The 26,776-nt window shown below is 59.8% G+C and carries 19 protein-coding genes and 2 tRNA genes; 5 read left to right on the forward strand and 16 right to left on the reverse strand.

All coding sequences use genetic code 11. The annotated features are described in order from the left end of the window. Positions 1-55: 55 nt before the first annotated feature. Together leuD and leuC are read right to left on the reverse strand one after the other, a co-directional pair. The gene (gene leuD / locus QRX41_RS04135; protein ID WP_313838895.1) at positions 56-742 is read right to left on the reverse strand and encodes a 3-isopropylmalate dehydratase small subunit; all 687 of its coding nucleotides are present in this window, start codon (positions 740-742) and stop codon (positions 56-58) included. A 52-nt stretch (positions 743-794) separates the two neighbouring features. After that, positions 795-2,198: a 3-isopropylmalate dehydratase large subunit gene (leuC, locus tag QRX41_RS04140; RefSeq protein WP_313838897.1), complete on the reverse strand. Its 1,404-nt coding sequence runs from the start codon at positions 2,196-2,198 to the stop codon at positions 795-797. Between the two features lie 193 nt (positions 2,199-2,391). Between leuC and QRX41_RS04145 the strand changes: the two genes are divergently transcribed. After that, the gene (locus QRX41_RS04145; RefSeq protein WP_172636696.1) at positions 2,392-3,138 is read left to right on the forward strand and encodes an IclR family transcriptional regulator; all 747 of its coding nucleotides are present in this window, start codon (positions 2,392-2,394) and stop codon (positions 3,136-3,138) included. 10 nt (positions 3,139-3,148) lie between these two features. Here QRX41_RS04145 and QRX41_RS04150 read toward each other — a convergent pair whose 3' ends face one another. Beyond that, positions 3,149-4,618 carry a metallophosphoesterase family protein gene (locus QRX41_RS04150; protein WP_024627602.1) on the reverse strand — a complete coding sequence of 490 codons (1,470 nt, stop codon included), beginning with the start codon at positions 4,616-4,618 and terminating at the stop codon, positions 3,149-3,151. A gap of 228 nt (positions 4,619-4,846) precedes the next feature. On the opposite strand from QRX41_RS04150, the gene QRX41_RS04155 reads away from it, so the two are divergent. Continuing rightward, positions 4,847-5,806: a polyprenyl synthetase family protein gene (locus QRX41_RS04155; protein ID WP_313838901.1), complete on the forward strand. Its 960-nt coding sequence runs from the start codon at positions 4,847-4,849 to the stop codon at positions 5,804-5,806. A gap of 248 nt (positions 5,807-6,054) precedes the next feature. Here the strand turns inward: QRX41_RS04155 and QRX41_RS04160 are convergent, their stop codons facing one another. From QRX41_RS04160 to QRX41_RS04220, 13 genes are all read right to left on the reverse strand, one after another. After that, entirely contained in the window at positions 6,055-7,548 is a 1,494-nt protein-coding gene (locus QRX41_RS04160) for a cytochrome ubiquinol oxidase subunit I (RefSeq protein ID WP_045923926.1), read from the reverse strand. A 261-nt stretch (positions 7,549-7,809) separates the two neighbouring features. After that, positions 7,810-9,711, reverse strand: coding sequence for a thiol reductant ABC exporter subunit CydC (gene cydC, locus QRX41_RS04165; protein ID WP_313838903.1), 1,902 nt, complete (start codon positions 9,709-9,711; stop codon positions 7,810-7,812). Continuing rightward, the gene (locus QRX41_RS04170; RefSeq protein ID WP_313838905.1) at positions 9,689-11,632 is read right to left on the reverse strand and encodes an ABC transporter ATP-binding protein/permease; all 1,944 of its coding nucleotides are present in this window, start codon (positions 11,630-11,632) and stop codon (positions 9,689-9,691) included. Before QRX41_RS04170 ends, cydC begins: the two co-directional genes overlap by 23 nt. A gap of 61 nt (positions 11,633-11,693) precedes the next feature. Beyond that, positions 11,694-12,746, reverse strand: a complete 1,053-nt coding sequence (cydB, locus tag QRX41_RS04175; RefSeq protein ID WP_313838907.1) for a cytochrome d ubiquinol oxidase subunit II — start codon at positions 12,744-12,746, stop codon at positions 11,694-11,696. 281 nt (positions 12,747-13,027) lie between these two features. Next, entirely contained in the window at positions 13,028-14,203 is a 1,176-nt protein-coding gene (locus tag QRX41_RS04180) for an NAD(P)/FAD-dependent oxidoreductase (protein WP_198189636.1), read from the reverse strand. A gap of 315 nt (positions 14,204-14,518) precedes the next feature. After that, positions 14,519-14,590: transfer RNA gene (locus tag QRX41_RS04185), tRNA-Gln, on the reverse strand. A 41-nt stretch (positions 14,591-14,631) separates the two neighbouring features. After that, positions 14,632-14,704, reverse strand: a tRNA-Glu gene (locus QRX41_RS04190). Positions 14,705-14,772: 68 nt separating this feature from the next. Next, positions 14,773-16,299 carry a glutamate--tRNA ligase gene (gene gltX, locus QRX41_RS04195; RefSeq protein ID WP_313838909.1) on the reverse strand — a complete coding sequence of 509 codons (1,527 nt, stop codon included), beginning with the start codon at positions 16,297-16,299 and terminating at the stop codon, positions 14,773-14,775. A 56-nt stretch (positions 16,300-16,355) separates the two neighbouring features. After that, positions 16,356-17,078, reverse strand: coding sequence for an anaerobic ribonucleoside-triphosphate reductase activating protein (gene nrdG / locus QRX41_RS04200; RefSeq protein ID WP_082067536.1), 723 nt, complete (start codon positions 17,076-17,078; stop codon positions 16,356-16,358). 83 nt (positions 17,079-17,161) lie between these two features. After that, positions 17,162-19,558 (reverse strand): anaerobic ribonucleoside-triphosphate reductase, encoded by a 2,397-nt coding sequence (gene nrdD, locus QRX41_RS04205; RefSeq protein ID WP_101431959.1) that lies wholly within the window; start codon positions 19,556-19,558, stop codon positions 17,162-17,164. 435 nt (positions 19,559-19,993) lie between these two features. Then, the gene (locus QRX41_RS04210) at positions 19,994-20,860 is read right to left on the reverse strand and encodes an MBL fold metallo-hydrolase (RefSeq protein ID WP_267400537.1); all 867 of its coding nucleotides are present in this window, start codon (positions 20,858-20,860) and stop codon (positions 19,994-19,996) included. A gap of 35 nt (positions 20,861-20,895) precedes the next feature. Continuing rightward, on the reverse strand, positions 20,896-22,206 hold the full coding sequence (locus QRX41_RS04215; RefSeq protein ID WP_313838913.1) for an MFS transporter: 1,311 nt from the start codon (positions 22,204-22,206) through the stop codon (positions 20,896-20,898). A gap of 226 nt (positions 22,207-22,432) precedes the next feature. Continuing rightward, a complete protein-coding gene (locus QRX41_RS04220) occupies positions 22,433-23,437 on the reverse strand; it encodes a LacI family DNA-binding transcriptional regulator (RefSeq protein ID WP_313838914.1) in 1,005 nt (334 codons plus the stop codon). Positions 23,438-23,757: 320 nt separating this feature from the next. On the opposite strand from QRX41_RS04220, the gene QRX41_RS04225 reads away from it, so the two are divergent. From QRX41_RS04225 to QRX41_RS04235, 3 genes are all read left to right on the forward strand, one after another. After that, positions 23,758-24,855, forward strand: a complete 1,098-nt coding sequence (locus tag QRX41_RS04225) for an ABC transporter substrate-binding protein (RefSeq protein ID WP_313837141.1) — start codon at positions 23,758-23,760, stop codon at positions 24,853-24,855. Continuing rightward, on the forward strand, positions 24,852-25,640 hold the full coding sequence (locus tag QRX41_RS04230) for an ABC transporter permease (protein ID WP_313838916.1): 789 nt from the start codon (positions 24,852-24,854) through the stop codon (positions 25,638-25,640). Before QRX41_RS04225 ends, QRX41_RS04230 begins: the two co-directional genes overlap by 4 nt. A gap of 121 nt (positions 25,641-25,761) precedes the next feature. Then, on the forward strand, positions 25,762-26,760 hold the full coding sequence (locus QRX41_RS04235) for a DUF805 domain-containing protein (protein ID WP_313838918.1): 999 nt from the start codon (positions 25,762-25,764) through the stop codon (positions 26,758-26,760). Positions 26,761-26,776: the final 16 nt, after the last annotated feature.

Raw genomic sequence — 26,776 nt, forward strand, 5'->3', positions numbered from 1 at the left:
ATGGTAAGCGAAGAGGGAGCAAACGGCTTTCATATGAGGGCTCACGGCCCGTCGGTCAAATGATGCCGCGGTCAGCCAGGGGTCCAGGCCAGTCAATTTGACCCTCCCTGGCTGAAGTGACCGGCTCTTCGGGCATGTGCTGGGCCGGCAGAGTACGCGGCTTGAAGGGGAATCGCTCGGCCCGCATGTGCTCATAGGCACGGATGTCATCCTCGTGCTGGAGGGTCAGATCAATGTCGTCGTAACCGTTCATGAGCCGCCACCGCACGTAGTCGTCTACCTGGAAGGGCAGAGTCACATCCGCGCAGGTGACCGTGCGAGCGCCCAGATCCACGGTCATCTCGGTGCCGGGGTCCTCCTCCAGGAGCTTCCAGAGCAACTCCACTGATTCCTGGGGCATGATGGCGGCCAGAACACCGTTCTTGGCGGTGTTCCCATAGAAGATATCGGCGAAGCGGGGGGCGATGACCACGCGGAAGCCGTAGTCCCGCAGAGCCCAGACCGCATGCTCGCGCGAGGAGCCGATGCCGAAGTCCGGCCCGGCCACCAGAACTCGGGCACCTGAATATTCGGGCCGGTTGAGCACGAAATTCGGATCCCTTCGCCAGGCGTAGAAGAGCGCGTCCTCGAAGCCGGTCTTCTGCACCCGCTTCAGGAATACGGCGGGGATGATCTGATCGGTGTCGACGTTGGAGCGGCGCAAGGGCACCCCGACCCCGGTGACAACGGAAAGTGGCTCCATGATGACCTCCTGCCTGCTGGATGGCGATGACGATGACGAATGATTGATGGGCTTACAGATCGGCCGGGGAGCAGATGGTTCCCCTGATGGCCGTCGCAGCGGCCACCTCGGGCGAGGCCAGATGGGTCCTGCCGCCCTTGCCCTGACGACCCTGGAAGTTGCGGTTGGATGTAGAGATAGAGCGCTCCCCCGGCACCAACTGATCGGGGTTCATGCCCAGGCACATGGAGCAGCCGGCGTTGCGCCATTCGGCTCCGAAGTCCTCGAAAATGCGATCCAGCCCCTCCTTTTCGGCTTGAATGCGAACTCGCGAAGAGGCCGGAACCACCAGGACGCGATGCAGGTTCTTGGCCTTGTGATGCCCCTTCATGATGGCCGCAGCCGCGCGCAGATCCTCGATGCGCCCGTTGGTGCAGGAGCCAATGAACACGGTGTCCACGGCAATATCCCGGATGGGCATCCCTGGCTTCAGCCCCATGTAGTCGATGGCCTCCTGGGCCGCCTGGCGCTTGTCCGGGTCGGCGATCTTTTCGGGCACAGGCACATCGGCGGCGATGGGCAGACCCTGTCCGGGGTTGGTGCCCCAGGTCACGTAGGGGGTCAGCTGATCGGCATCCAGGATGACCTCCTTATCGAATACTGCATCCGGATCGGTGGGCAGGGTTCGCCAGTAGTCCAGGGCCTGATCCCACATGGCTCCCTTGGGGGCATGCGGCCGGCCCTCCAGGTAGGCGAAGGTAGTCTCGTCCGGCGCGATCATCCCGGCCCTCGCCCCGGCCTCGATGGACATGTTGCAGATGGTCATGCGCGCGTCCATGGACATGCGCCGAATGGCCTCGCCCCGGTACTCCAGAACGTGCCCTTGGCCGCCGCCAGTGCCGATCTTGGCGATGACGGCCAGGATGACGTCCTTGGCGCACACCCCGGGCTTGAGCTGTCCTCGGACGGTGATGGCCATAGTCTTGAAAGGCTTCAGGCTCAGGGTCTGGGTGGCCAGAACGTGCTCCACCTCGGAGGTGCCGATGCCGAAAGCCAGGGCCCCGAAGGCCCCGTGGGTCGAGGTGTGCGAATCGCCGCAGACGATGGTCATGCCGGGTTGGGTCAATCCCAGGACCGGCGCAAAAGCATGCACGATGCCCTGGTCTGCATCCCCCAATGGGTGCAGACGGACACCGAACTCTCGGCAGTTGCGCTCCAGGGTGGAGATCTGCAGGGCCGAGACCTTGTCGGCGATGGGCCGATCGATGTCGATGGTGGGGGTGTTGTGATCCTCGGTGGCGATGACCTGGTCCAGGTGACGGATCTTCCGGCCTGCCAGGCGCAGCCCCTCGAAGGCCTGTGGACTGGTCACCTCGTGCATAAGCTGCAGATCGATGTAGATCAGATCGGGCTCGCCTCCCTGGCCCTTTCTGACCAAATGATCGGCCCAGACCTTTTCCGCCATTGTGCGTCCCATATCGCCTCCTGAAAACCTGCGACCGGCCGGGGCACCAATCTCATCGGCACCCCGCCGGCCTCCTACCACCGAGTATGGAACTGCCCAACCGTTATGAACTTTTGCATTTCATATACTGAGATGGCATAATTCAACCATGGACACACCTTCTATGAACGATGACGACAGATATCCCTCCGCAAATGATCCGAACATGCATCAGGAGGAGATTCATTCGGGCGTCGGCGTTTTGGACAAGACGGTGCGAATTCTGGATACCCTAGAGACCGGGCCCATGACCCTGGGCCAGCTGGTCAACGCCACCGGGTTGGCTCGACCCACAGCCCACCGACTGGCCATCGCCTTGGAGCGCCACCGCTTCGTGCTGCGGGATGCACACGGCCGCTTCGTCCTGGGCTCCCGCTTCGCCGAGCTGGCCGCTGCCGCTGGCGAGGATCGACTGCTGACCGCCTCGGGACCCATCCTGCATACACTGCTCAACCGTTCGGGTGAGTCAGCCCAGATTTTCCGCCGCCAAGGCGAAGTCCGTGTCTGCATCGCCGCAGTGGAACGCGCATCGGGCCTGCGCGACTCCATCCCCGTAGGCGCCCTGCTGTCCATGGAGGCCGGGTCGGCAGCGCAGATTCTGCTGGCCTGGGAGGAACCCGAGCGCCTCCATCAGGGTCTGCGGCACGCCAAGTTCAACGCAGCGACCCTGGCCACGGTCCGCAAGCGCGGCTGGGCCGAATCCATCAACGAGCGGGAAGAAGGCGTCTGTTCCATCTCGGCCCCCATCCGCAACGGATCCGGGCAGGTCATGGCCGCCATATCCATCTCCGGGCCGGTCAACCGCATGTCCACCACGCCGGGAAGGCGCTACGCCCCCCTGGTCATGGCCGCCGGCAAATATCTGACAGAAGCCCTGCTGCGAGCCTCATCTCCCGCCCGTCGCAGGGTCTGAGCGGGAATTCCTAACGCCTTGGTCCTGACCGCCGCCTGCTGGATCCCCAGGAAGCGATCAGCCCGGCAAGAGCCGTCAGGCCGCCCGCCAAGAACCCGGGCCGACGCAAGAGGTTGACCGCGTCCCCGGTGGAGGTGGGCACATGGCTCATGGCGAAGGTGTAGACCTTGTGGGATCCTGGCCGCCCCACCAATTGCCCGAACTCCAGGAGCTGAGTGCGAGGATGATGGGGATGGCGGATGTCGAACTCGAAGAGCCGGGCAGCCCGCTTGCTGGGCACCGGACCGTATGAGCCGAATCCGCATGTGGGCGTGGCCCCCAGCGTCAGATCTCCGCTACGGCCGACAAAGCCATTGCGATGGTCATGCCCGGCGAAGAGAGCGAAATAGCCCCGGTTCCGGGTCAGCAGGTCATACTCGCCGCTGTCCTCATCCGGGCAGGAGACCCCCTCGCCCAGGTAGGAGCCGGGGCAGGTGCGCGATTCGTCCAGGATGTAGCAACGGGAGTCGAAACTTCTGTAGCCCTGGACCGCATAGGCTGTGGTGGCTGGCACCGGCTTGAGCAGATCGTAGAACTGGGGAATGGGCATGTGCTGGAAGACTATGGACCGGTTACCCAGAAGATCGGGAGCGGCCGCCAGAAAGTCCAGGGCCTGCGCCGACGGTGAGCCATAGCCTCCTGCCCGGGCATAGTCGCCAGAGTCCAGCAGGACCAGGCCCATGACCACCCCGTGACCGTCGCAATCCGCCACAGGCAGCGCGAAGGTGCCCGGAGCGCAGACGAAAGCCGTCTGGGAGGGCAGGGCCGACCCGATCAGCGCATGGACTCGATCAGGATGGGCGACCGTGGCCTCCGGGTTCAGGCAACCAGGCACCTCCCGATAGATGGCGTCCATCTGGTCGGTGTCCAGCCCACACTGGAAGTCGTGGTTGCCATAGGTGACGACGAAGGGAATCCCGCGTTCAACCAGCGGGCCGGTGATCAGACCAACGGTTCTGCGAACCAGATCCTCAGTGTGCTTGATGTTCTGCTGGCGTACACGCTCGGCATCCCTGCGGTCTGGTTCCCGGCGATCCGCAGCAGCCTGGCCATCCTGGGACTTGGCAGAGCGCTTCAGAGAGGCTCCCCCAAGCCCCAAGGCGCCGCCCATGCTCAGACCAGCAGAATAGATGCCGTCCAGGGGAGTGCTCCAGCGCCTCTTGCGGAAGGTGCGCTCGTAGGCCGTGTCGTAACCGGCTACCTGGTTGCCTGAGAAGACCACCAGATCGGGCTTTGCCGCATCGCAAGCCGCGCCTATCAGCCTGATTGTGTCCGGAGAGACCTTGGGGCCTTCCTGGACGTCGGCCAGCTGCAGGAGTCTGAACTTGCCTGAGTAATGGAACTGAAGTCGCCCCAGCCGGGCCGAAACGGACAGCGGTCGATCATGCTCTCCCCCGCCGCCTTGTGGGGAGACCTGATCCGCGTGGTAATGCTGACTCATACATCCAGCCTACTTCACCCGACTTCGCCTCTAGGCCGATGTATGCAGTCCTCTTACGAATCGGATTCAGGCCGCAACGTCACCACCGCAGGCCGGCACCCTGATGTTAGCTTGACCACAGTGATTACGATGACGGCAAGGACCGGGCCGACAATCTTCAGGCCTGGCCCCGGTCTTGGTATATTGGATACGTTGCGGTTCTTAACGAGATAGAGGGAGCGTACCTCCATGGCAGAAGGACAAGAGCTCCTGTTGCGCAAGGATCTTGAGCGGGTTGTCGACCGCCTGCACCAGGAACGTACTCATGTAGCGCCCTATCAGGAGGATTACCGTCGACTGCTGGATAACCACGGCAAGATGATTCGCGCCGCCATGGTGGTTCTCTTTGCGCGGGCCGGGGCACAGATCGAAGGACGCTTGGACGATACCGTCATCACCGGCGCCGCCGCCATCGAGATGCTTCATCTAGCTACCTTGGTCCACGACGACGTTCTGGACAACGCCCCCATCCGCCGCAACAAGCCCACGGTCCACACCATCCGGGGCAACAAGGCCGCTATCTATCTAGGTGATCTGATCCTCTCCCGCTACATGGAGATCATGGCCTCCATCGCCCCTGACACAGGCTTTATACGCGAACAGGCCGGCACGGTCTGCGAGATCGTAGGTGGAGAGCTCTACCAGGAGTCCGACCGCCACCACACCCACATAACCATTGACGATTACGACAGAGCCATCTCCGGCAAGACCGCAGCCCTCTTCCGACTGGCCTGCCTGACCGGGATCCGCCTCGATGGCCAGCCAACTGACCCGGCATTGGAGCAGACCGCCAGAGACTTCGGCGGCAATCTAGGCATGGCCTTCCAGATCATTGACGACATCAACGATTTTGATCTGGATCGTGACACCGGCAAGCCCAAGCTGGAGGATATCCGCGACGGAATCTACACTCTGCCGGTTCTGCTGGGGTTCCAGAAGGATGAGAACTTCAGAGCCCTGGTCCAGCAGGACGATCCCGAACAGGTAGTCGACTACCTTAGAGCACATCCCCAGTTGATGGAAAGCAGCCGTCAAACCGCCAAAGACTATCTGCGGCGGGCTTCAGACAGCCTGGAGGATTCCCCCATGTCTGAGGGCATACGCAGCTTACTGCAGCGGATTGTAAGCAAGTTGACTGCCCAGGTCTGACCGAATCGGCGCGACGGAACCGGCGCAGCATAGCTAGAGCGAGTGAGACCAGCCTCCTATCAGCCGCGAGCCGAACATCCGTCATATCTGCCACTTCATGCTTGGCATTGCTCTCTTTCTGAATCTCACCACAGCTGGCAGCCGCTGATGACAAACACCCTATGACAGCAAATCCCCCGTTCCGGACCATACGATCCGAAGCGGGGGATTCGCCGAAGGGGAAGGGAGTGTTTAAGGTCAGCCGACCATTAGGCCAGGGCCACCCGAGCTGGTGCGCCGTGCACCTTGGCAGGCTGGGGTCCATTGCCGTCGTCCGGCTTGTAGAAGGGTCCCTGGTGCAGGGTCCTCCTGGTGTAGAAGACCATGACTCCGCCCAGAACCAGGAAGAGCAGGAAGTAGACAATGCAGGTGAAGAGCAGGTTCGGCACCGTACTGGTGGGTGAAACGCCATCGGCAATGGTCTGATAACCATAAACCAGCCATGGATAGCGTCCAAGCTCAGTCACCAGCCAGCCACTGGTCGTCGCAGCGAAGGGGGCGAAGGTGAAGATGCCCATGATCCAGAGCTTCCAGCGTGTGGTGAACAGGGTGTTCTTCTTCTTACGTGTGAACCAGAGCACCAATGCTGATATCAGGGCAAAGGCAAACCCGATTCCGACCATCAGACGGAAGACCCAGAATAGGGTGGTGACCGGCACGTAGTAGTTCATGTCCTTGCCATACTTGGCATCGTACTTCTCGTGCAGCTCTTTGTTTACAGTGTTCATGCCCTTGACGGCGCCTGTCTTCTTGCCGTAAGCCAGCTGTGACATGGCTCCGGGAATCTCGACGGACCCTTCAATCTTATGGTCCTTCTCATTGATCAGAGCCACGGCATTCCAGGGAGCGGGATCACCGGTGTCCTCGTAGATGCCCTCGGTGGCGGCCAGCTTCATGGGCTGATCGGTCACGATGTACTTGCCCTGCAAATCACCGTAGGTGATCACGCAGATGGAACCGATAAGACCGAGCAGGGCGGCCAGACGAATGGACTTGGTGAACAGGTTGACCTTGGCCTGCTTCTCGGAGTCGGCCTCGACAGCAGCCACGGCCTGATCCTTGTTCCCCATGTGCATTCTCAGCAGGCTGAAGGCGCTGCAGCCCATGACTACGAAGGCCCCTGTGCAGACGGCGGCGAAGAAGACGTGGGGGAACTCGATCCACAGCTGGGGATTGGACATGACATCACCGAAGCTGCGCAACCGCACATGACCGGTGGCCTGGTTGATCTCGAAACCAACCGGGTGTTGCATGAAGCTGTTGGCAGCCAGAATCCAGATGGCCGACATGGAGGAACCCAGGAAGGTCAGCCAGATGAAGATCACATGCACGGCCGGCTTGAACCTATTCCAAGTGAACATCCACACGCCGATGAAAGTGGACTCCAGGAAGAAGGCCAGCAGGGCCTCGATGGCCAGGGGGGCGCCGAAGATGTCACCCATGAACCTGGAGTAGTTTGACCAGTTCATGCCGAACTGGAACTCCTGGATGATGCCCGTAACCACGCCGACCGCGAAAGAGAGCAGGAAGATCTTGGACCAGAACATGGTCATCTTCTTGTAGACATCCTTCTTGGTCACCACATAGGTAGTCTCCATGATGGCGACCGCCAGGGCCAGACCGATGGTCATAGGGACATAGAAGAAGTGGAATATCGTCGTCATGGCGAACTGGAATCTAGACAATCCCAATACAGTGAACATCGTTCCTCCCAATCTCTGCAGGGTTCGTCGGGCGCGGGTACACGGGTCGAATCCGGACGGATTCAGATATGACCAGGCTTGTGCCCACAAGAACCTTTCAGCTCTCCCCGACTTCGCGACCTGGTCGCTTCCACGGGCTCCGGTTTCCTTTCCGTCCAGTCCATGAACCGACGGCGCACGGTGACCGGCCGGGAAGCCATCCGACAAGATCGGCGACCCGACAACCGTGCAAAATTCATTGCTCGGGAAACAGCCTGATGGTCATTCAACAGGGTTCCGTCCATCTGAATCTGACTGCTTCTGTAAGTATATCCCTTGACCGGCACCATTGTCCACGTCCGAGACATCCATGCGATAAAGTTCACGGAAACGGGCGTTCTCATGGTACAAATCAACAGGTCGACCCTGCATGGCTATATGACCATCCTGCATAAAGATGACCTGGTCGGCCTCCTCCAGCCCCTGGAGGTGGTGGGTCACCCAAAGAAGGGTGCGATCCTGGCTGACCTTGAAGATCATGGCCATGAGCCGCCGCTCGGTTATGGGATCCAGACCGATGGTTGGCTCGTCCAGAAGAATGATCGGCGTGCGCTTGAGCACAATCCTGGCCAGGGCCAGACGCTGGCGCTGCCCGCCTGAAAGACGGCCGCCAGCCTCATCCACCGGCGTGTCGATTCCCTGGGGCATGTCATCTACGACCTGATCCAGCTGTACAGCCTTCAGAGCCTGGCGAACCTGATCATCATCGGCCTGGGGAGCGCCCAGACGCACGTTGGAGGCGATGGTGGTGTTGAAGAGGAAGGCCTGCTGGTTCAGGTAGCCAAAGAGCTCAGGACGCTGATTCTGCAAGGCATCGACCGGTATTCCATTGATCAGGATGCGGCCACTGGTGGGGCGCAGGTCGCCCAGGAGCAGCTGAAGGACCGTCGTCTTGCCCTCGCCGCTGGGACCGAGCAGGGCCACGCGCTGCCCACCTTCGATTCGCAGGCTGAAGTCGTCCAGCAGCAGGGGGTCATCAGGACCATAGGAGAAGCTGACATGGTCGAAGACGATTGACTTGATCGGCCCCTCCAGCCTGGTCTGGGCGCTCGGCTCAATTCGCCGGGACTCGACCCGCTCGGTCAGATCATTCAGGTGGTCCAGCGAGTCTGTGTAGAGGGGAACCTCGGCCACGGCCTGGGAGACCACGATGAAGCAGTCGACCAGAGGGAAAACCGCCAGGACCACGGCTGCCGCGAAGTCCGCAATGGAGGTGGAGCTGGTCATACGCAGATCCGCTCCAACAATCAGAGCCACCACCATGAGGGCGAAAATCATCTGGATGCCGCAGTTGCGCCAGCGTTCAAACCGCTTCTGCTCTTTGCGGCCGGTGGCGATGTCGTTGAAGTCACCGGACGCCGTGTCCACGAAGCGCCGCCGACGGCGGGTAATCACCCAATCCCCCAGGCCCATGTAGCTCTCGGTCACTGCAGTGTATTGATCCTGCCGCCGTGCCTTCTCCATGTCGTAACGCCCGTCTGAATAAGCCAGCGAGACCAGCGGGATCAGGATCAGGATCAGGGCGAAAAGCAGGAAGAGCAGGAGCGAGGTCAGCCAGGAGAAGACGCCTACGGCGATGGTCACCACCACCCACATCATGTAGGCTACGACCGTGGGGAAGATGGTGCGCAGGTAGAAGTTCTCCAGATGGTCCAGGTCGTCCGAGAGCATGCCCAGGACCGTGCCTGTGCGCTCATGCTCGTTCAGGAAGGCCGCATCCTGCGAGAGGGTGCGGTAGAGCTGAACCCGCAGCTTGGAAACCACCCGGAGCACCCAGTCATGGCTCTTGATGCGCTCCATGTACTTGAATGTGGGTCGTCCGATGCCGAAGGCCCTGGTCAGGACCACCGGCACGTATACGGCGAAGATGTTGAAGGGATGGCGGGCCGACCTGCTGATCAGGAATCCCGATGTGAACATCAGCCCAGCCGCGCACACGAAGGTGATGGTCCCCAGGAAGAAGATCAGGGCAAGCAGCCCCTTGTTCTCACGCAGGTAGGGCCAGAACCAATGGTCCCGGTGCCAGATATGCATGTAGCCTGACAGCCCGCGGCCGCGGCGGGAGGTCTTCGACGATCCTGTGCCATTTCTTCCGGCGGTTTCAGTCCTGCTGGTAGTCGGCAATCTGGTTCCCTCCCATCTCATCGATCAGCGCATCCAAGGGTCCGCCTTGACCAATCAGCTTGCGCGGATCGCCCTGGGCGACAATTCGTCCATGCTCCAGCATGATCACCCAGTCCATGTTGGCCAGCCAGTGCAGCCGGTGGGTGGCCAGGACAACCAGGTGCCCGTCCATGATGGGCAGCAGGGTCTGCTTCAGGTCGTATTCGGTCTCGATGTCCAGGTGGGCTGTGGGCTCGTCAAAGAACAGAATCTCGCGTGAGGGGTCAAGGATCCCCCTGGCCAGGGCAATTCGCTGGGCCTGGCCGCCGCTGATGCCTCGGTTGCCCTCTCCAATCCGGGTATCCAGACCGTCAGACAATGTTTGCAGCCAGTCAGTCAATCCGGCTCGGTCGGCTGCACGGGCCACGGCGGCATCGTCTGCATCCTGCTTGTAGAAGCGGATGTTGTCGGCCACTGTGCCGTGGAAGATGAAGGGGTTCTGCGGAATGTAGCTGATGTGTCGCTGCCAGGCAGCCACGTTGCAATGCTCCAGCTGATGACCATCCAGGTCGATGGTGCCTGCCTTGGGCTGGTCAAAGCCGGCCAGCAGATCCATCAACGTGGACTTGCCGGCTCCAGAACGACCGACAATGGCCACCTTGGAAAAACCATTGAGGTTGAAGTCCAGGCCGCTCAGTGCCAGAGGCTGTTCCTGCGAATCCACAGCTGCCTCGTCTCCAGTTCCCTGCGATGCCGTGGAACCGACCTCAGCCGAGGCCGCTTCCCCATTACCGTCATGAGCCTTGGAAGACTTGCGCTTGCTGCCCTTCTTGCCGGACTTTTGGCTCTCGGACTTGGCCATGGCATCCATCTGCGCCCCGGCTGAAGCGTTGCTCTCTACCGGCTTGGGGCCAGGATAGGCGAAGTCTATTCCTTCCAGGCGCAGGTGGCTGTCCTCCTTCCACCCGGACCAGTCCAGTTCCTCCAAGCGCTTGGGCTCTGGTTGCGCCAGCATATCCGCAATATCGTCCAAGGCGTTCTTGCCGTTCAGCGTGGCGTGGAAGTCGTCTCCGAACTGGCGGATGGGCATGAAGTATTCAGGGGCCAGAATCAGGGCCAGGAGGGCTGGAAAGAGCTCCACCTTGGCATTGATCAGATTGTTGCCCAGGAAGACGGCCATGATGGCGATGGCCAAGGTGGCAAAGAAGTCCAGAGCAAATGTGGAGGTCATGGCCACCCTGATAACGCTCATGGTCCTCTTGCGGAAGCGGTCCGAGACCGAATAGATCTCGTCCTCGTACTCCTTGTCAATGCCCAGCATCTTCAGGGTCGGCAGGCCCAGGACCGTATCCATGAACCTGGTGTTGAGCTTGCGGAACTGAGCGTACTGCCGACTGGAACGATCCCTGGCTGCCAGGCCCAGGATGACCATGAAGAAGATAAGCAGGGGCAACATGAGCAGGAGGATGAGCCCGGAACCTGCATCCTGGGTCCAGACCACAACCAAGACAATCAATGGGATGAAGATGAGATCCATCATCTTTGGCAGGACCGTCAGCACGTAGGTACGCACCTGGTCAAGCCCATCCACCAGCATGGTGACGGCCGAGCCCGTGCCACGCCGGGCCAGAGCCGACGGCCCCAGCGAGAAGACCTTGTCCTGAATACGGGGCCGAAGTTCGGCTACGATGGCGTCGGCACGGTCAGTGGCAAAACGATCCTTGGCCACATCGCAGAGCTGTCGACAGGTGTAGGCGGCCAGAAAGATCAGTACCGGCACCACCAGCACCTTGAGGTTCTGAAGGTGCCAAATACGTACCAGAGCCAGGGTCAACCCATAGGCCTGAACCACCACGCCTATTCCCTGGACCAGGGACAGTGCGGCCAGCAGACCCAATGTGGACCGGACTCCGTCGAAACGGAAGAGATTTTTGTCAATCAATGCATTATCCTCCGGATGCGCTCCGGTCCTGCCAGCACTGCCCCCCTGCCTCCTTTAACTTTCAGACGGTCTCAGCCACAGTGGCCGAAGGGGCCACAGGAGAGGCCAGATGGGCACCATCGGTGTCCAGTCGCTTGCGCTGGATGAAGTAGCTCCAGATGAAGTAGGCCAGCATGATGGGCAGGAAGATGCAAAGCACCACAGTCATGATCTTCATGGTCAGCGGCGAAGCCGAAGCATCCTGAATCAGCAGGCTGTGGGCCGGATCATCAGCGATCATCACCCGCGGGAAGAGCCCGTTGAAGATAAAGGCGATGATGGCCATCAGGGTGATGCCCGAGCAGGTGAAAGCGTAGCCGCCATGCTTCTTGAAAACGGCAACGTGACCTCCAATAACCGAGGCCAGGATAATTACGGTGATCAGCCAGGTGGACAGGGGACGCGCCTTGTAGAAGTCGGTATTGAAGATGGCCAGGAGCACGAAGACGACCAGAGCCGGATAGGCGATCCAGTAAGCCTTCTGGCTGACGTTGAGCATCCGACGGGAATCCATGACCCCCATCTTCAGGCTCAGGAAGTGCAGGCCATGAACGAAGCTGAAGAAGACGACAGCGATGCCGCCGACCACAGACAGCCAGTTGAACACGTCGAAGAATCCGGGCCACGCATCGCCGTTCTTATCCATGGGAATGCCCTGGATCAGGCTGGTCAGCATCATGCCCAGGAAGAATGGCGCAAAGAGCGAGCCGATGAAGTTAGCCCACTGCCAGACACCACGCTCACGGCTGGTCAGCGCATGGGAGGCGAACTCGAAAGAGACGCCGCGCAGGATCAGGGAGACCAGCACCAGGAAGAGCAGGAGGTAATACCCGGAGAAGAGGGAGGCGTACCAGAGTGGGAAAGCAGCAAACATAGCGCCGCCGGCGGTGATCAGCCAGACCTCGTTGCCATCCCAGTGGGGGCCAATAGCCCTCATGAAGGTGGCGCGCTCATCACCATCGCGGGCCACGAACCTGGTAGCCATGCCAACGCCAAAGTCGAATCCTTCAAGCAGAAGGAATCCTGCAAAAAGCAGGCCGATGACAAAGAACCACAAACCTTGTAGAAAACTCATGCTAATGCCACTCTCCTCTCGCTCCTGCCGATCCGCGCACGGGCACGGGGGCCTCCAACATTCTGGCGGAGGCCACAGTCGGCCACGGTCTTCGCCAGAATGAGGAGGAGCAGGAGGTAGTCAATGATGTCGATGGACGCAGGGCCGATGGCCATCGTCGCCCAGAACGATCCAATCCGAGGCTGGGACGGGACGAACATGCGCCGCTTCCACATGACCTGAATCATGTTCGTCCTCCTCTCCCTCGTCGTCTAGCCCTTTACGTCCCTTGAGACGCTGGTTCAGTTGCTCTCCAACATGGTACGCACGTCAGCCAATTCCAGGACCGACCGCTCGTTCACGATCCACTTCAGGACCGAGACCACCTTGCCCTTGAGCTTCAGCGTGCCCATACGGTCGATTTCGGCAACCCCATCGTGAGGACCGAGAGAGCACACGGTCCCCAGGCTTCGGAAGGTGAACCGCTGGGGCTCCTGCCCCCGCATTCTGGCGAGGACATTCGCGGCCGCGGTATCAGCCTGGGCCATCGAAATCTGTGCAGTGGTTGGATAGAGCCGACCCGATTGGGGGTCGGGAACGGCGCTGACATCACCCACCAGGAATTCCTCTGGATGCTGCTCCACCGACAGGTCATCCCTGACCACTACACGGTTACGCTTCTGATTATACCCGGAATCGGCAATAACGTGGCTACCACGCACACCCGTTGTCCAAATGATTGTATGGGCCTTGAACTCCTGGTCATTGGAGACCACAGCATCCTGCCTGACCTCGGTAATGGGGGTCGAGGTGTGGAAGTTGACTCCCCGCTTGCGCAGGTAATCCACAGCCCAGTCGACCAGGTCCTTGCTGAACATAGGCAGAATCTTGGGCGAAGCCTCTATGCAGTCCACCTTGACCTGATCCATGGGGAAGCCCAGGCGCTTTGAGAGCTGAGGCAGACGGTAGACCAACTCGCCCAGGTACTCGATGCTGGTGAAGCCAGCGCCGCAGACCACGATGCTCAGATCCAGCGGATCATGGCTGGTCTGGTAGCGGGCCAGCGTCTGTTCCAGCTTCTTGCGGGCCGCCAAGGCGGTGTCCACGTCAACGAGCGGCCATCCGTACTCTTCGGCACCCTTGATGCCGAAGGTTTCGGACTCGAAGCCCAGGGCGTTGACCAGGTAATCATAGGACAGAGGATCGTGATGCTCCAGGCTGACCTTGCGGTTGTCCTGATCGATGCCAACCACCTTGTCAATAATCAGCTCCACCGAATCAGGAAGGGACTTGCGTAGGTCGAAGACCACATCCGCCGGCTCCTTGGTTCCTGCCGCCACCTGGTGCAGCTGGGTGGACTCGTAGTGGTACTCGTTCTGATTGACCAGGACTATATGGGCATCGGTCTTTGCATGAGCCAGCTTCTTGACCACGCGAAGACCCGCATATCCAGCTCCCAACACCATGATTGTCGTCATAATCACACACCTTTATCGAAAAAATCGTACAATGATTCATATACCGGGTGATGTAGCCCGATCAGCCGATGATTGGGTTCCTCACTCAAGCTTCTATGCTCAAAGTATCAGATTCCATCATCGGAAACTCTGACATAGCAGTCTGCCGGGCCTCCTCTTTTTGTTTGCTTGCTCACACCGTGGGCAACTCTGGTGGACGCCTCCGACCGCCGCCTTGCAAACCAGAAGCATCCCTAGAATCCATGGTAATGCGTAAATAAGAAGAGCGGAACACCGTGTCGGTATTCCGCTCCTTGGGACTTCATGTCTCTATCGCTGGGGTACCTGGACTCGAACCAAGAATGGATGAACCAGAATCACCTGTGTTGCCAATTACACCATACCCCAATTGGCTGTGCGACAATCGCTTGGACGATTGCCACATGTCGTACCCCCGACCGGATTTGGACCGGTGTTGGCGCCGTGAGAGGGCGTAGTCCTAGACCGCTAGACGACGGGGGCTTCACTTTTCGCCGCGTACGAACCCGGTTCAGCAGGTCAGTAGCACAACAAAAAAGAAATATACCCGCTCAGAGGTTTTGGCGCAAGTTGGCCATCCTTCGGAGTGTTGTGCCCTTGCCCAGGATCTCCAAGGACTCAAACAGGGGCGGTGAGACCCGCCTTCCCGAGACCGCCACCCTGACCGGGCCGAAGGCCAGACGGGGCTTGTAGCCGCCCTCATCCACCAGCGCCTGAGTGAGCAGGTCGTGCAGGTGATCGGTCTTCCAGTCCTGGTCTGGCACATCCTGCAGGGCGGCAATGGCCAGGTCCAGAACCTGTCCAGCGGAGTCCTTGAGCTGTTTTCGGGCATCCGGCTCGGGTTCCAGGTACTCCTCCTGGCTGAGCAGACTGCCTACCATGCCGGAGACCTCGCCCAGCAGACGCACTCGAGGCTGAACCAAGGGAGCGGCCGCGGTCAGAATTCGCTGTTCACGATCGCTCAGATCCTGCCAGCGCTCGGCACTCACCAGCCCGTCGCGCTTGAGATAAGGCAGGGACCGGTCCAGGAAGTCCTGCGGCTCCAGCATGCGGATGTGCTCGGCGTTGATGGCCACGGCCTTATCGATGTCGAAGTGGGCTGGATTGGCCTTGACGTCGCGGATGTCGAAGTGCTCAACCATCTCATCCATGGAGAAGACATCCCGGTCGGGGCCGATGGACCAGCCCAGTAGAGCCAGATAGTTGAGCAGGCCCTCTGGAATGAAGCCGTGTTCCCGGTGCAGGAAGAGGTTGGACTCGGGGTCGCGCTTGGACAGCTTCTTCTTGCCCTGGCCCATGACGTAGGGCAGGTGTCCGAACAGGGGCATGGCCCGAGCGATGCCTAGCTTCATCAAATAGCGGTAAAGGACGATCTGCCGGGGGGTGGAGCTGAGCAGATCCTCGCCGCGCAGGACCACGTTGATGTGCATCAGGGCATCATCCACTGGGTTGGTCAGCGTGTAAAGGGGATCGCCGTTGGGGCGCACAATCACATAGTCGGGCACGGACCCGGCCTTGAACTCGATGTGTCCGCGAATCAGGTCGTCAAAGGCAATGTCCTCGTCGGGCATGCAGATGCGCAGGGCTGGTCGCCGGCCCTGATCGCGGAAGGCCTGACGCTGCTCCTCGCTCAGATCGCGGTCGTAGCCGTCGTAGCCGAAAGCGGCAGGACGGCCGGCGGCCAGGTTGCGCTCCTTGATCTCCTCGGCGGTGGAGTAGGACTCGTAGGCGTAGCCGGCATCCAGCAACTGCCGGGCTACATCGCGGTATATGTCGCCACGCTCGGACTGCCGGTAGGGGCCATCCGGTCCGCCAACCTCCACACCCTCGTCCCAGTCCAGACCCAGCCACTTGAGGGCCTCCAGAATCTGCTGGTAGCTCTCCTCGCTGTCGCGCTGGGCATCGGTGTCCTCGATGCGGAAGACGAAGGTGCCATGCGAGTGCCTGGCCTGGGCCCAGTTGAAGAGGGCCGTGCGGACCATGCCCACATGCGGAGTGCCGGTCGGCGAAGGGCAGAAACGGACCCTCAGATCCTTAGGCAGGTCGGGTTTAGCGTCGTGATCATGCTCATCAGTCATGACACCCATTGTGCCCCGGCAAGGCGACGTAGACCAATTCAGAGCAGGAGCCGGTATCAGCCCCGCTGCTGCTCCTGCTGACGGTCCTTGCTGTAGGTCTCGGGAATGAACCTGGTCTGGTCGTGCAGCTTGGGCCAGATGACCACCTGGCCCTGCTCCAAGGACCGTGGCACGTCGATGATCCGCTGGTTGTCCGAGCCTCGGAACTGGAGCAGGCTGTTCTTCCGATTCTCCAAGTAGCGTCCGTCCACCAGCACGTCAAGGTAGGAGATCAGCTGGGCCTTGTCCGGGGTCTCCCCCGGCCGGTTCAGCTCCTCCCAGGTGTAGCCGGTCCAGCACCAGATATCCTTCTCGTGGCCGAACTCGCGCCGAATCCGCTCCGAAAGGCCCAGCAGCATGGGGGTGTTGAGCAGGGGCTCCCCGCCCAGGTAGGTGATGCCCTGCACATAGGACAGCGACAGATCCTTGATGATGCGGTCTTCAAGCTGCTGGGTATAGGGGTGCCCGGCGCCGAAGTCCCATATGGAGGCGTTGTAGCACCCCTGGCAGCGGAAGGGGCATCCGCTGACGTAGAGGGAGCAGCGGATCCCCTCGCCGTCGGTCATGACCAGACGCTTGTAGTCCGCCACGATTCCCCGACTGAGCCGGCGACCGTCCCACTGGCCGGCCTTGGGATTGTTGGTCAGTGCAGAGGGAACCCCCGGACCGCGCCCCTGCTCATCAGCTGCGAAGTCACGGTGGCCGCCCGTCTTTCTCATGACTGCCTGTTTGTCCGTCATCTGGTCCTCCTCATGACAATGGCGGGCCGCAAACTACTTGGCCCGCCATCAACTGTGTCTTGTCAGAGCTTATTCGTCAGAGCTTATTCGGCCTTGTCGTCGAACCACTCCTTGGTGGATCCATCCTTGAGGACCACGTGGCCGGTCTCGCCCTCCATGTGCTTGACGCGGTGGGCGATCTCCTCGTGCCTGCCGTGAACCATGGGCCGCTGGACGGGGTTGCCCAGGTAGCCGCAGGTGCGCTTGGTCACGTTGCACTTGTCAGGGTCGTCGTTGCCGCACTCGGGGCACTTGAAGCCCTCCTCGGTGGGCTCGAAGTCGCCCTCGTAGCCGCAGACGAAGCAGTGGTCGATAGGCGTGTTGGTGCCCAGGTAACCGATGCCGATGTCGTAGGCGTAGTCCCAGACCGCTTCCAGGGCCTTGGGGTTCTGCTGCATGGATGGGAACTCGCAGTAGTTGATGAACCCGCCCGAGGCCAGGTAGGGGAAGTCCCGCTCGTAGCTGAGCTTCTCCATGGGCGTGGGCCGCAGCCAGACCGGGTAGTGGAAGCTGTTGGTGTAGAAGTCGTGGTCGGTCACGCCATCGACTACGCCGAACTTCTCCTTGTCCATCCTGGCGAAGCGGTCGGTCAGCGACTCGGCCGGAGTGGAGTAGACCGAGTAGTGGTATCCCTCGGCCTTCTCCCACTGCTTGCAGAGCTGATTCATCCGGCGCACGATGCTCAGGGCGAATTCCTTGCCTTCCGGATCCCAGGAGTGGTCCTTCATCCAGTCCTTGCCGTAGAAAACGCTGGTGGCCTCATAAAGGCCAATGTAGCCCAAGGAAACAGTGGAGCGGCTGTTGCGGAAGAGGGTGTCCACGCTGTCAGTCGGCTTCAGCCTGCCGAAGGCGCCGTATTGGTAGAGGGTCGGGGCGTTGATGGGCGTGGCCTGCTTGCAGCGCATGATGCGGAACTGCAGAGCGTGATGGGCCACCTCCATGCGCTGGTCGAAGATCTTCCAGAAACGATCCTTGTCGCCACGGGATTCCAGGGCGATACGCGGGATGTTGACGGTGACGACGCCCAGATTCATACGGCCGTCCTCTTCGTCCTCCCCGGTCTCCGGGTTGGTCCAGGCCTGCAGGAAGGAGCGGCAGCCCATGGGGGCCTTGAAGGAGCCGGTGATCTTGACCAGGTTCTCGTAGAAGACCACATCGGGGTACATACGCTTGGTGGAGCACTCCAGGGCCAGCTGCTTCATGTCATAGTTGGGATCACCCTCGTCGGCGTTCAGCCCATGCTTGATGGTGAAGACCAGCTTGGGGAAGATGGCCGTGTGGCGGTCCTTGCCAAGACCACGGATGCGAATCAGGAAGATGGCGCGCTGAATCTCGCGGGCGAACCACGAGGTGCCCAGGCCGAAGCCCACGGTAACAAAGGGGGTCTGGCCATTGCTGACACGGTTGGAGTTGATCTGGTACTCCATGGTCTGCATGGCATCATAGATGTTCTTGCGGGTCAGGATCTTGGCATAGACCTGACGCAGCCGAACAATCTGGGGAGCGTCCAGATCGAAGGGGGCATCCTCGCCGATGGGAGCACGATCGTCCAGGTGGAGCCAGTCAGCCTCCCGAGCCTTGAGGCCGCGGACGACATCCTTGGCCACATCGATGGGCTCCTCGTCCGGCAGGACGGCCTCAGCCATGGAATAGTTCTTCTTGTAGTCCAGACGCGCGTACTTGTCCAGCATCTCATCGCAACGGTTGACGGTCTGGCCGCCGTACTGGGAGCCGGCGATGTCCTTGATGATCTGGGTGATCTGCGTGGCAGCCGTGCCGATGGACTTGGGCGAGTCCATCATGGCATTGCCCAGCTCGAAACCGTGGGCCAGCATATCGCCGAAGTCAGGCAGGGAGCAGTTGGTCTCAGCCGTAAAGGGCGAATAGTCCGCGTCATGGAAGTGGATGTCACCCTTCATATGGGCGTTGGAGACATCCTTGGGCAGCATGGCGAAGGCCGAGGCCTTGGAGACCGCTCCGGCCAGCAGGTCGCGCTGAGTGGCGTAGACGTTGGCGTCCTTGTTGGCGTTCTCGCGCACCAGGGTCTCGTCCTTGCTGGTCAGACGGTGGACAGCCTCGTTGACATCAGTGGCCTTGGCCCGCTGAATGTCACGGTCGAGACGGTAGGAGGTATAGGAGCGAGCGATCTCGTAAAGATGGGCATTGACCAGGGCATGCTCGACCAGGGTCTGGATGTCCTCGATCTTGACCGGATTGGTGTAGCGATCGGTAATCTCAGACTGGACGGTCAGGGCCATGTCCCGAATCTGCTGGCGATCCTCAGGGCTGACCTCGTGCTTGACATCCTTGAAGGCGGCTTCGATGGCATTCATAATGTTGACGGGATCAAAATCGACGATCCGGCCGTCGCGCTTCTCGACCAGAATGCCATCGACAGCATCGCGATCCGAAATGCCACGCTCCTTCACGCTATCGGTCATGACCTCAGTATCCATCGTCACTCCTCATACGATTCATACGGTTACTCATGTGCAGTTGCTTTGGCGTTCCCAAATTCCATGCTGGGAACGGCGAATCACATGGATGTCATTCTTTGCTGACAAGACTCACTCTATCACGCCGTGACCACCATATGTAGTGTCCGAGAATGATTCGTTACCTACATTTAGTAATTTATCTGTTTTGTGAGCTGTGTCACAAATAGCAGGGTCTGGACAAGGGCGGCAAATGGCCGAAAGGCCATAGGAGGTCATCAACAGAGACGACACAGCTGCCCGACACTCCGCACGGTATGCACTTCTTTTGTCGAGACCTCGCTACAAGGCGTCCATCGTCTCCACCCCAGCTTCCATGGGTGCAGACATAGAAAGGCGGCCCTGTCCAAAATGGCCAGAGCCGCCTGCGAAACCTAACGCTTACACTGCTTGAGGTTGGATGTTCGTCACCATTCCGTCGTACGAGCTGACAAACCCCTCTCTGACAGCAGCCTCCTGCATTTGCTCATAACTGGCATTGCCGTGATGAGAGAAATGGTTGCACACGAACATAGTGTGCGAATCGGCCAGTCCCATCTTCACCATGCGATCCCTAACTCGCAGATTGTCAGAAAAGTTCATGTGGACGTCGGAACTGAAATCAGTCAACCCATGAGTGCAATCCAAGGAAACGTAGTCATATTTTAGCCCAGCTTTGGCCAGATCCTTCCAGGTTGATTCGTAGAAGTAGGCCGTATCATGCGCATACAGCAGCCCCACTTGACCGTCTGTCAGCCCATAGAAGAGACAATCGCCGAAATGATGGCCATGCTTGGCTTCAAAAGCGTATACCGTGTATGTCCTGCCATTCCCAGCCGTCACAGTGACACTGTCACCAGGATGAAGAGCGTGATATGTCAACTTGCCGTAATCGTAATGCTCTTCCAGGAAGAAAGCTCGCTCGTAGAAGCCTTTGACTGTTTCAGAGCCATAGACATCCATATGGGTGGGATTGTCATCAGCATATGAATCCATGCGATAAGCCAGATCTTCACCGTAAAAATGATCAGAGTGCCAGTGAGTGATGAAGAGTTGGGTAATTGCCGGCAGATCAAAGTTCTCATTATTAATATAATGACAGTAAGTATCACCAGGGAAATCAAGCAGGAGTGCATCGTCGACCAAAGCCTGGGACTGGGTACGAATTTCCTTGCCTCCAATGCGTCTGGCCTGCTTACACAGATCACACATGCAGAAAATGCCAGGGATTCTTTCGGCTGCAGCTGTCCCTAGATGTTCAAATTTCATAATTGCTCATACTCCTTTGTGATGGATGTAAATATTCATGCTTGGGCAGAGACGTCATGCGGCTCGGCATGGCGTTTGCGAAGTATGACCCTGTTGCCGACCATGCAGACCAGAATCCCCAAAATACTGAAGATCGCCAGCATGCCAAAGATCAGGTTGTATGCCTTTTGGGTGTTGAAATTGTCGATAATGGCTCCAAATAGCATGTAAGCGAAGAACGACGGGCAATACCCGATGAAGGATGCAATGGACATGGCCGTGGCCGAGATCTCTGAATCTACCCCGTACTCACCTATTGGTGCATAGTAAACGGCGCGCAAAGCCACACAGATGAAAGTCACGAGGCAGCAGAGGACAACCACGGGGATCATCCATCCCGAGCTCCGGGGCGTAAAGATGACCAATATGCTGATGACGCAAACAATGACATAGAGCAGCGCCATCCACTGGGGAGTTGTCTTAAACCTCTTTGTGGCTAGCACACCGGACAAAGCCGCTGCAATCAGACCCATAAGTCCGGAATTGACTATGCCGAAAAGACCAGCAGCTGCATCAGATAGTTTGAATGAAGCCTGGACGAAAGGAAGGAAGTAAGTGTTAGCAGCCACGTAGATCAAATAAGTGGCAGCAGCACCGAAGCCGGTAGTCCACACAATTGGCAGTTTCATAGCCTGCAAGACCATCGCAGCCCCGTTGCTTTTATGGGCCCTGCCCTTGACTGTGCCAGCCTGTTCATGCAGGAAGTCCTTCGGGATAAACCGAAGCACGACAAAAGAGAAGAGCATCATGCAAACCGGATAGGTGCACATAGCGATGCGAGCACCGAAGATCTGCGAACCGCCGAGCGTGAACAATCCTAAGGTGCAGGCATTAAGCACCAGTCCGATGGCGGAACGGATACATTCCTGAGTACTGAAAGCGGCAGCCTGCGTCCGCTCCGTGGCCAAACTCTTAGTCGACTTCTGAATGGTTGGCCAATAGATGGCATCGCCGAAAAAGCCGAAGGCCGCGAAAGCCAGTACCAGGAACCAGTATGGCAGATGGGGCACTAGGCCGAGAATGAGGGCGAATATTCCATAACCCCATAGATCCACGGCGATGAGCTTGCGGATAGGCAGCAGATCCTGCAACCAACCCAGCAGGGCGTAACCGAATATCTGCACGAAACCTATGAGACCCAGCAAAAATCCAAGCTGGGCATTAGAAACCCCCAGAGCTTGGCGAAAGGGTTCGTAAATTACACTCTTGATGCTGGAAAACCAATAGATACAGGTGGATAAGGTAATGACTATGAAAATACCAAACTGTTTTCGAGACATACCCAAGTAGTCCAAGAGCCACTTCATTGCAAATCTCCTTATAAGGTTGATGGTGCTTCAACGCACCCGGGCGACACCGCCCATCCGCGTAAGAGTGACTCTGCTTCAAATCACTCGATCCCGTGGAGTCGTGAACCCTTTTGGTTCACAGGGCAAAAAGCTACCCCCCCCCCGACACGGCACGGTCCGGCAATATCCAAACAGTCAGGTTTTTATAAACGACCAGAAGAGAACGTATGAACGCAAGAGATTACTAAGCCAACAGACCCCTTGGCACGAAGAGTGTTTGGGTGCGCAGACGGCGATCCACTCCCATGCCCTCCGGAGCCTGCCGCCCCGGCTCAATCATGGATAGGAGCATATCAACGCCCTGACGGCCCATGCGATCCACCTGCTGGGAGATGACCGACACCTGGGGGCTGATCAGTTGAAAGACCTCCAAGTCGTCGAAGGAGACCATGGGCACGCGCGAGCGCAGATCGCCGTCCCACTCCATGGCGACGGCCTTGATGGCATCAGCCGAGTATCCGAAGATGACAGCGTCAACCCCTTGGCCAAGCAGGCCGCGCATGGTCGCAGCCGCCCGGGGACGATCCTCAAACCCCTGGCGGACCACCAATCCTGTCAGCCCCTGACGGACATCTACGCAGTCCAGAAAAGCCTGCTCACGCTCGCGAAAAGTATAGGAGCGGCTCTCCGGGCCCGGGACAAAGGCCACTCGTCTGCATCCCCTGGCTGCCAGAGCGTCCATGGCCGCCTCCAAGCCGGGCACGGGATCGGAATCCACCAAAGGGACACCGGGCAGGGTCCGGTCGGGACGATCCACGAAAACCACAGGGAATTCCCTTGCCAACATGGTGCGCAACATGGGTGAGGTGGGCCCGTCAGGCACGACCAAAACACCGTCCATATGCCGAGACAGAAGGATGCGGTAATAGTCCTCCTGCCTGCTGGCTTGGCAAGAGGACACGCCGATCAGGGGCGCGTAGCCTGCCGAGTAGAGCTGGTCCTGGACGGCGTAGACCAGCTCAGAGAAATAAGGATTGCGGATATCGGGAACTAGCAGGCCAACGGCATGCGAGCGCGAGGAACGCATGGAGCGGGCCCGGCTGTCGGGGATGTAGCCCAGCTCCATGGCCGCCCTGCGGACCCTGTCCTTGGTGGGCGGCGAAATGCGCCCCTTGTCGTTGAGCGCCTGGGAGACCGTGGACACGGACATGCCCGCCTGCTTGGCCACATCACTGATGGTCACCGACATGGGAACCCTCCGTCGACCCCTACCGAGATCGGTTGTCTTGTTCCGGACGAGACCGACAGCGGCCGGCCCGCACGGACCTCTCGTGAGTTTCCAGTATAGAGGCATACGATGCAACCTTTCATCACGGCGAGGCAGGACCGGCAGGCTTGGACTAGAGTGGTCTTGTTCGCGCGGCTGGTGGCAGCAGCCGTGGCACACATCGCAGAATTCCATCGGTCAAGACCGTACCGGATCGTCGCGCGGGCTCCTCACCTTCCCGTAGCGGCCCCGATGCGGATGGGCACCAGGGGTGCCGGAGAGGCAAGGTGACAGTGATGAGCATGTCGAGGAACAGTGGCTTCAGGAGAGTTCCCGGCCACAACCTGATCGTGCGGGCGCTCGCCCTAACAGCTGCGCTCTGCATGGCAGCCACGAGCGCAGCCTGCGGGGCCAAGGGGGCAGACGACAAGGCCGATGACGGCTCCAAACTGTCCTTCATGCTGGATTGGACGCCCAACACCAATCATGTGGGCATCTATGTCGCCCGGCATCTGGGCTACTTCGACAAGGCCGGCCTGAAGCTGACCATCCTGCCCACAGCCCAGGCAGGAGCCGAGACCTCCGTTCAGAACGGGGTCGCCGACGTAGGCTTCTCCAAGCTGAGCAACCTGGCCACCTTCAACTCCCAGGGAGCCGACCTTCGGCAGGTCTTCAACATAGGCCAGCATTCCGTGGCGCGCTGGTGCTCGCTGGCCTCGCGCACCGACATCCAGACCCCCAAGGACTTCGACGGCAAGACCTTCGTCAGCTTCGGATCGGCCGAACAGACGGCCGTGGTCAAGCAGATGATCCGCTATGCAGGCGGCAAGGGCGACTTCAAGCGGGTGACCAGCGGCACCAACACCTTCGCCACCCTGACCAGCGGCAAGGGCGACTTCGCGGGTTTCTACGCCAACTGGGAGGGGGTGGAGAGCGAGCTCAAGGGCCCGGCCCTGCACTGCTTCACCCAGGCCGACTGGGGAGTGCCCGGCAACCCCGACCAGCTGGGCTTCGTGGCCAAGAATTCCTGGCTGCAGCAGGCCGGCCACCGTCGCGCCCTGACGGCATTCGTCAAGGCCTGTCTGAAGGGATACGACTACGCCCTGAGCCATCCCGACCAGGCGGCGGACATCCTGGTCCAGGAGACCAAGGGGTCGGCCATCGACCCGACCCTGGCCAAGCGCTCCATGGAGAGCATCGTCAAGGAGGGGTACTGGGTTGACAGTCCAAATCAAAAGAGCATCAGCGGACTGATCAATGTCAAGGATGCCCAGGACTATCTGGACTTTCAGTTCAAGGCTGGCACTTACCGGGACGCTAAGAAGGGCGATCCCAACAAGGCTCCTCAGGCCACGGACCTGTGGACCGATCGCTACGTTCGGGAGGCAGCCGGTCGATGAAGGTACGCAAGCAGAGCAGAACCCGGGCGCTGCCTCCGACCCTCACCCTGCTGGCGCTCTTGATCATCTGGGAGCTGGCAGCCCGCCTGGGCGGAGTCAGCGAACAGGCCCTGCCGGCACCCAGTCGAATCCTGGTTGCCACAGTGCAGTCCCGAGAGGATCTGCTGCCCGCCACCGCCATCACCGCCCTTGAGGGTCTGCTGGGCTTCCTCCTGGCCTCGGTCCTGGGGATAGTGATCGGTCTGGCACTCTACAGCTGGCGCACCCTGCATGATGCCCTCTACCCTCTGATCGCCGGCGCTCAGATGATCCCGCTGATCACCATCGCCCCCCTGTTCGTGATCTGGTTCGGATTCGAGCCACTGGGCAAGGTAGTCATCGTGGCTGTCTTCGCCCTCTTCCCCATCGTGGTCCAGACCTACCGGGGCCTCAAGTCCGTGCCCCACTTCTATCAGGACGTGGCCCTGAACTGCGGGGCGACTCGGACCTGGACCCTCTGGCACGTCAAGCTTCGGGTGGCCGCAGGACAGATCTTCGGCGGCCTGCGCATCAGCGCCGCCTATGTCTTCGCCACAGCGGCCACCTCAGAGTATCTGGGCGCCAGAAACGGCCTGGGCATATGGCTGCAGTCGGCCTTCAATTCCTTCAGAACACCGCTGATCTTTTCGGCCACCTTGGTCATCATCCTGCTGACCGCCCTCCTGCTGGCCCTGATCACCCTGATCGAGCGCCTCCTGCTGGGCGATGCAGGCGATGATCACATGGTCAATCCAGACGACGAGTGAAGAGTCCCCCATCCCCTGCACTATTCATGGCTATCAAGCGGAAGAACCGGCCTGCCATAATAGGAACATACGGAAAAGTCAGATTCAGGAATATCAATAGAAGATGAGAGGGACGACATCCATGAGCCATCCAGATGATACGAACAACGGGAACCAGACCCCCAATGACCAAGGTTCGGCCAACGGCTGGCCCAAGAATGACCACGCAGACGGAACCGGCTCAGGGCCCGCAGCCTACCTGAATCAACCTCAGCCAGGACAATCCGGCCATGCGCCGGCAGCTTCGGATCAGAGCGACGTGTACCATCCGATCAGCGGAGCCCAAAGACCTGCCGACGATTACCGCCGGGAACAGCCGTACCAAGGGCAGCCATACGGTCAACAGCCGCAGGGTCAACAGCCAGGCTACAACCAGCAAGAGCCCTATGGTCAGCAGTACTACGGGCAGCAGCAGGCACCCTATGGTCAAGGCCCGAATCCCGGCCAGGCCAATGGTCAGCCCAATGGCGCAACCCCTCCGACTGGCTATGCGCCGGGCAACCCTTATCAATCGCCCGCGGGTTGGCCGCAGGCCAGCTACCAGCCGGGCCCCCAGATCCCGCAGTATCCGGCCTACCCCTATGCGGATGCCGGATTCAACGGCGAGCCGCCACTGAACGCACCCTGGTACGGCATTGACTTCGTAAACGCTTGCAAGCGTTTCTTCGTCAAATATTCCGTCTTCTCCGGGAGGGCCTCCCGCGGGGAATTCTGGTGGGTTGTTCTGATGATCTTTCTCATCGACCTTGCGATCTCGATCATCACCTCAGGATCCATCTTTGTGGGACGGATTCTGTCCCTCCTGGTCACCCTTGGACTTTTCATACCCAATCTGGCTGTAGGCATACGGCGGCTTCACGACACCAACATGTCCGGCTACTGGATACTCCTGCCCTTTGCAAGCGAGCTGGTGGGCGCCATCCCTCTGGTCTTCGCCATCGTGGCTATTATTGACGGGCATCCGGGATCCTCGCTCTCCCTGCTTGGCTTGGGCGCATTGATCATAATCGCCGGAACCGTCGCCGGGATCGTTCTGCTGGCCCGACCCAGCGATCCACGAGGAGCCCGTTTCGATCGCTGAGTCCAGCCAGCCCTTC

It is taken from the genome of Bifidobacterium kimbladii (assembly GCF_032193675.1).
In the GTDB taxonomy this organism is placed as follows: Bacteria; Actinomycetota; Actinomycetes; order Actinomycetales; family Bifidobacteriaceae; genus Bombiscardovia; species Bombiscardovia kimbladii.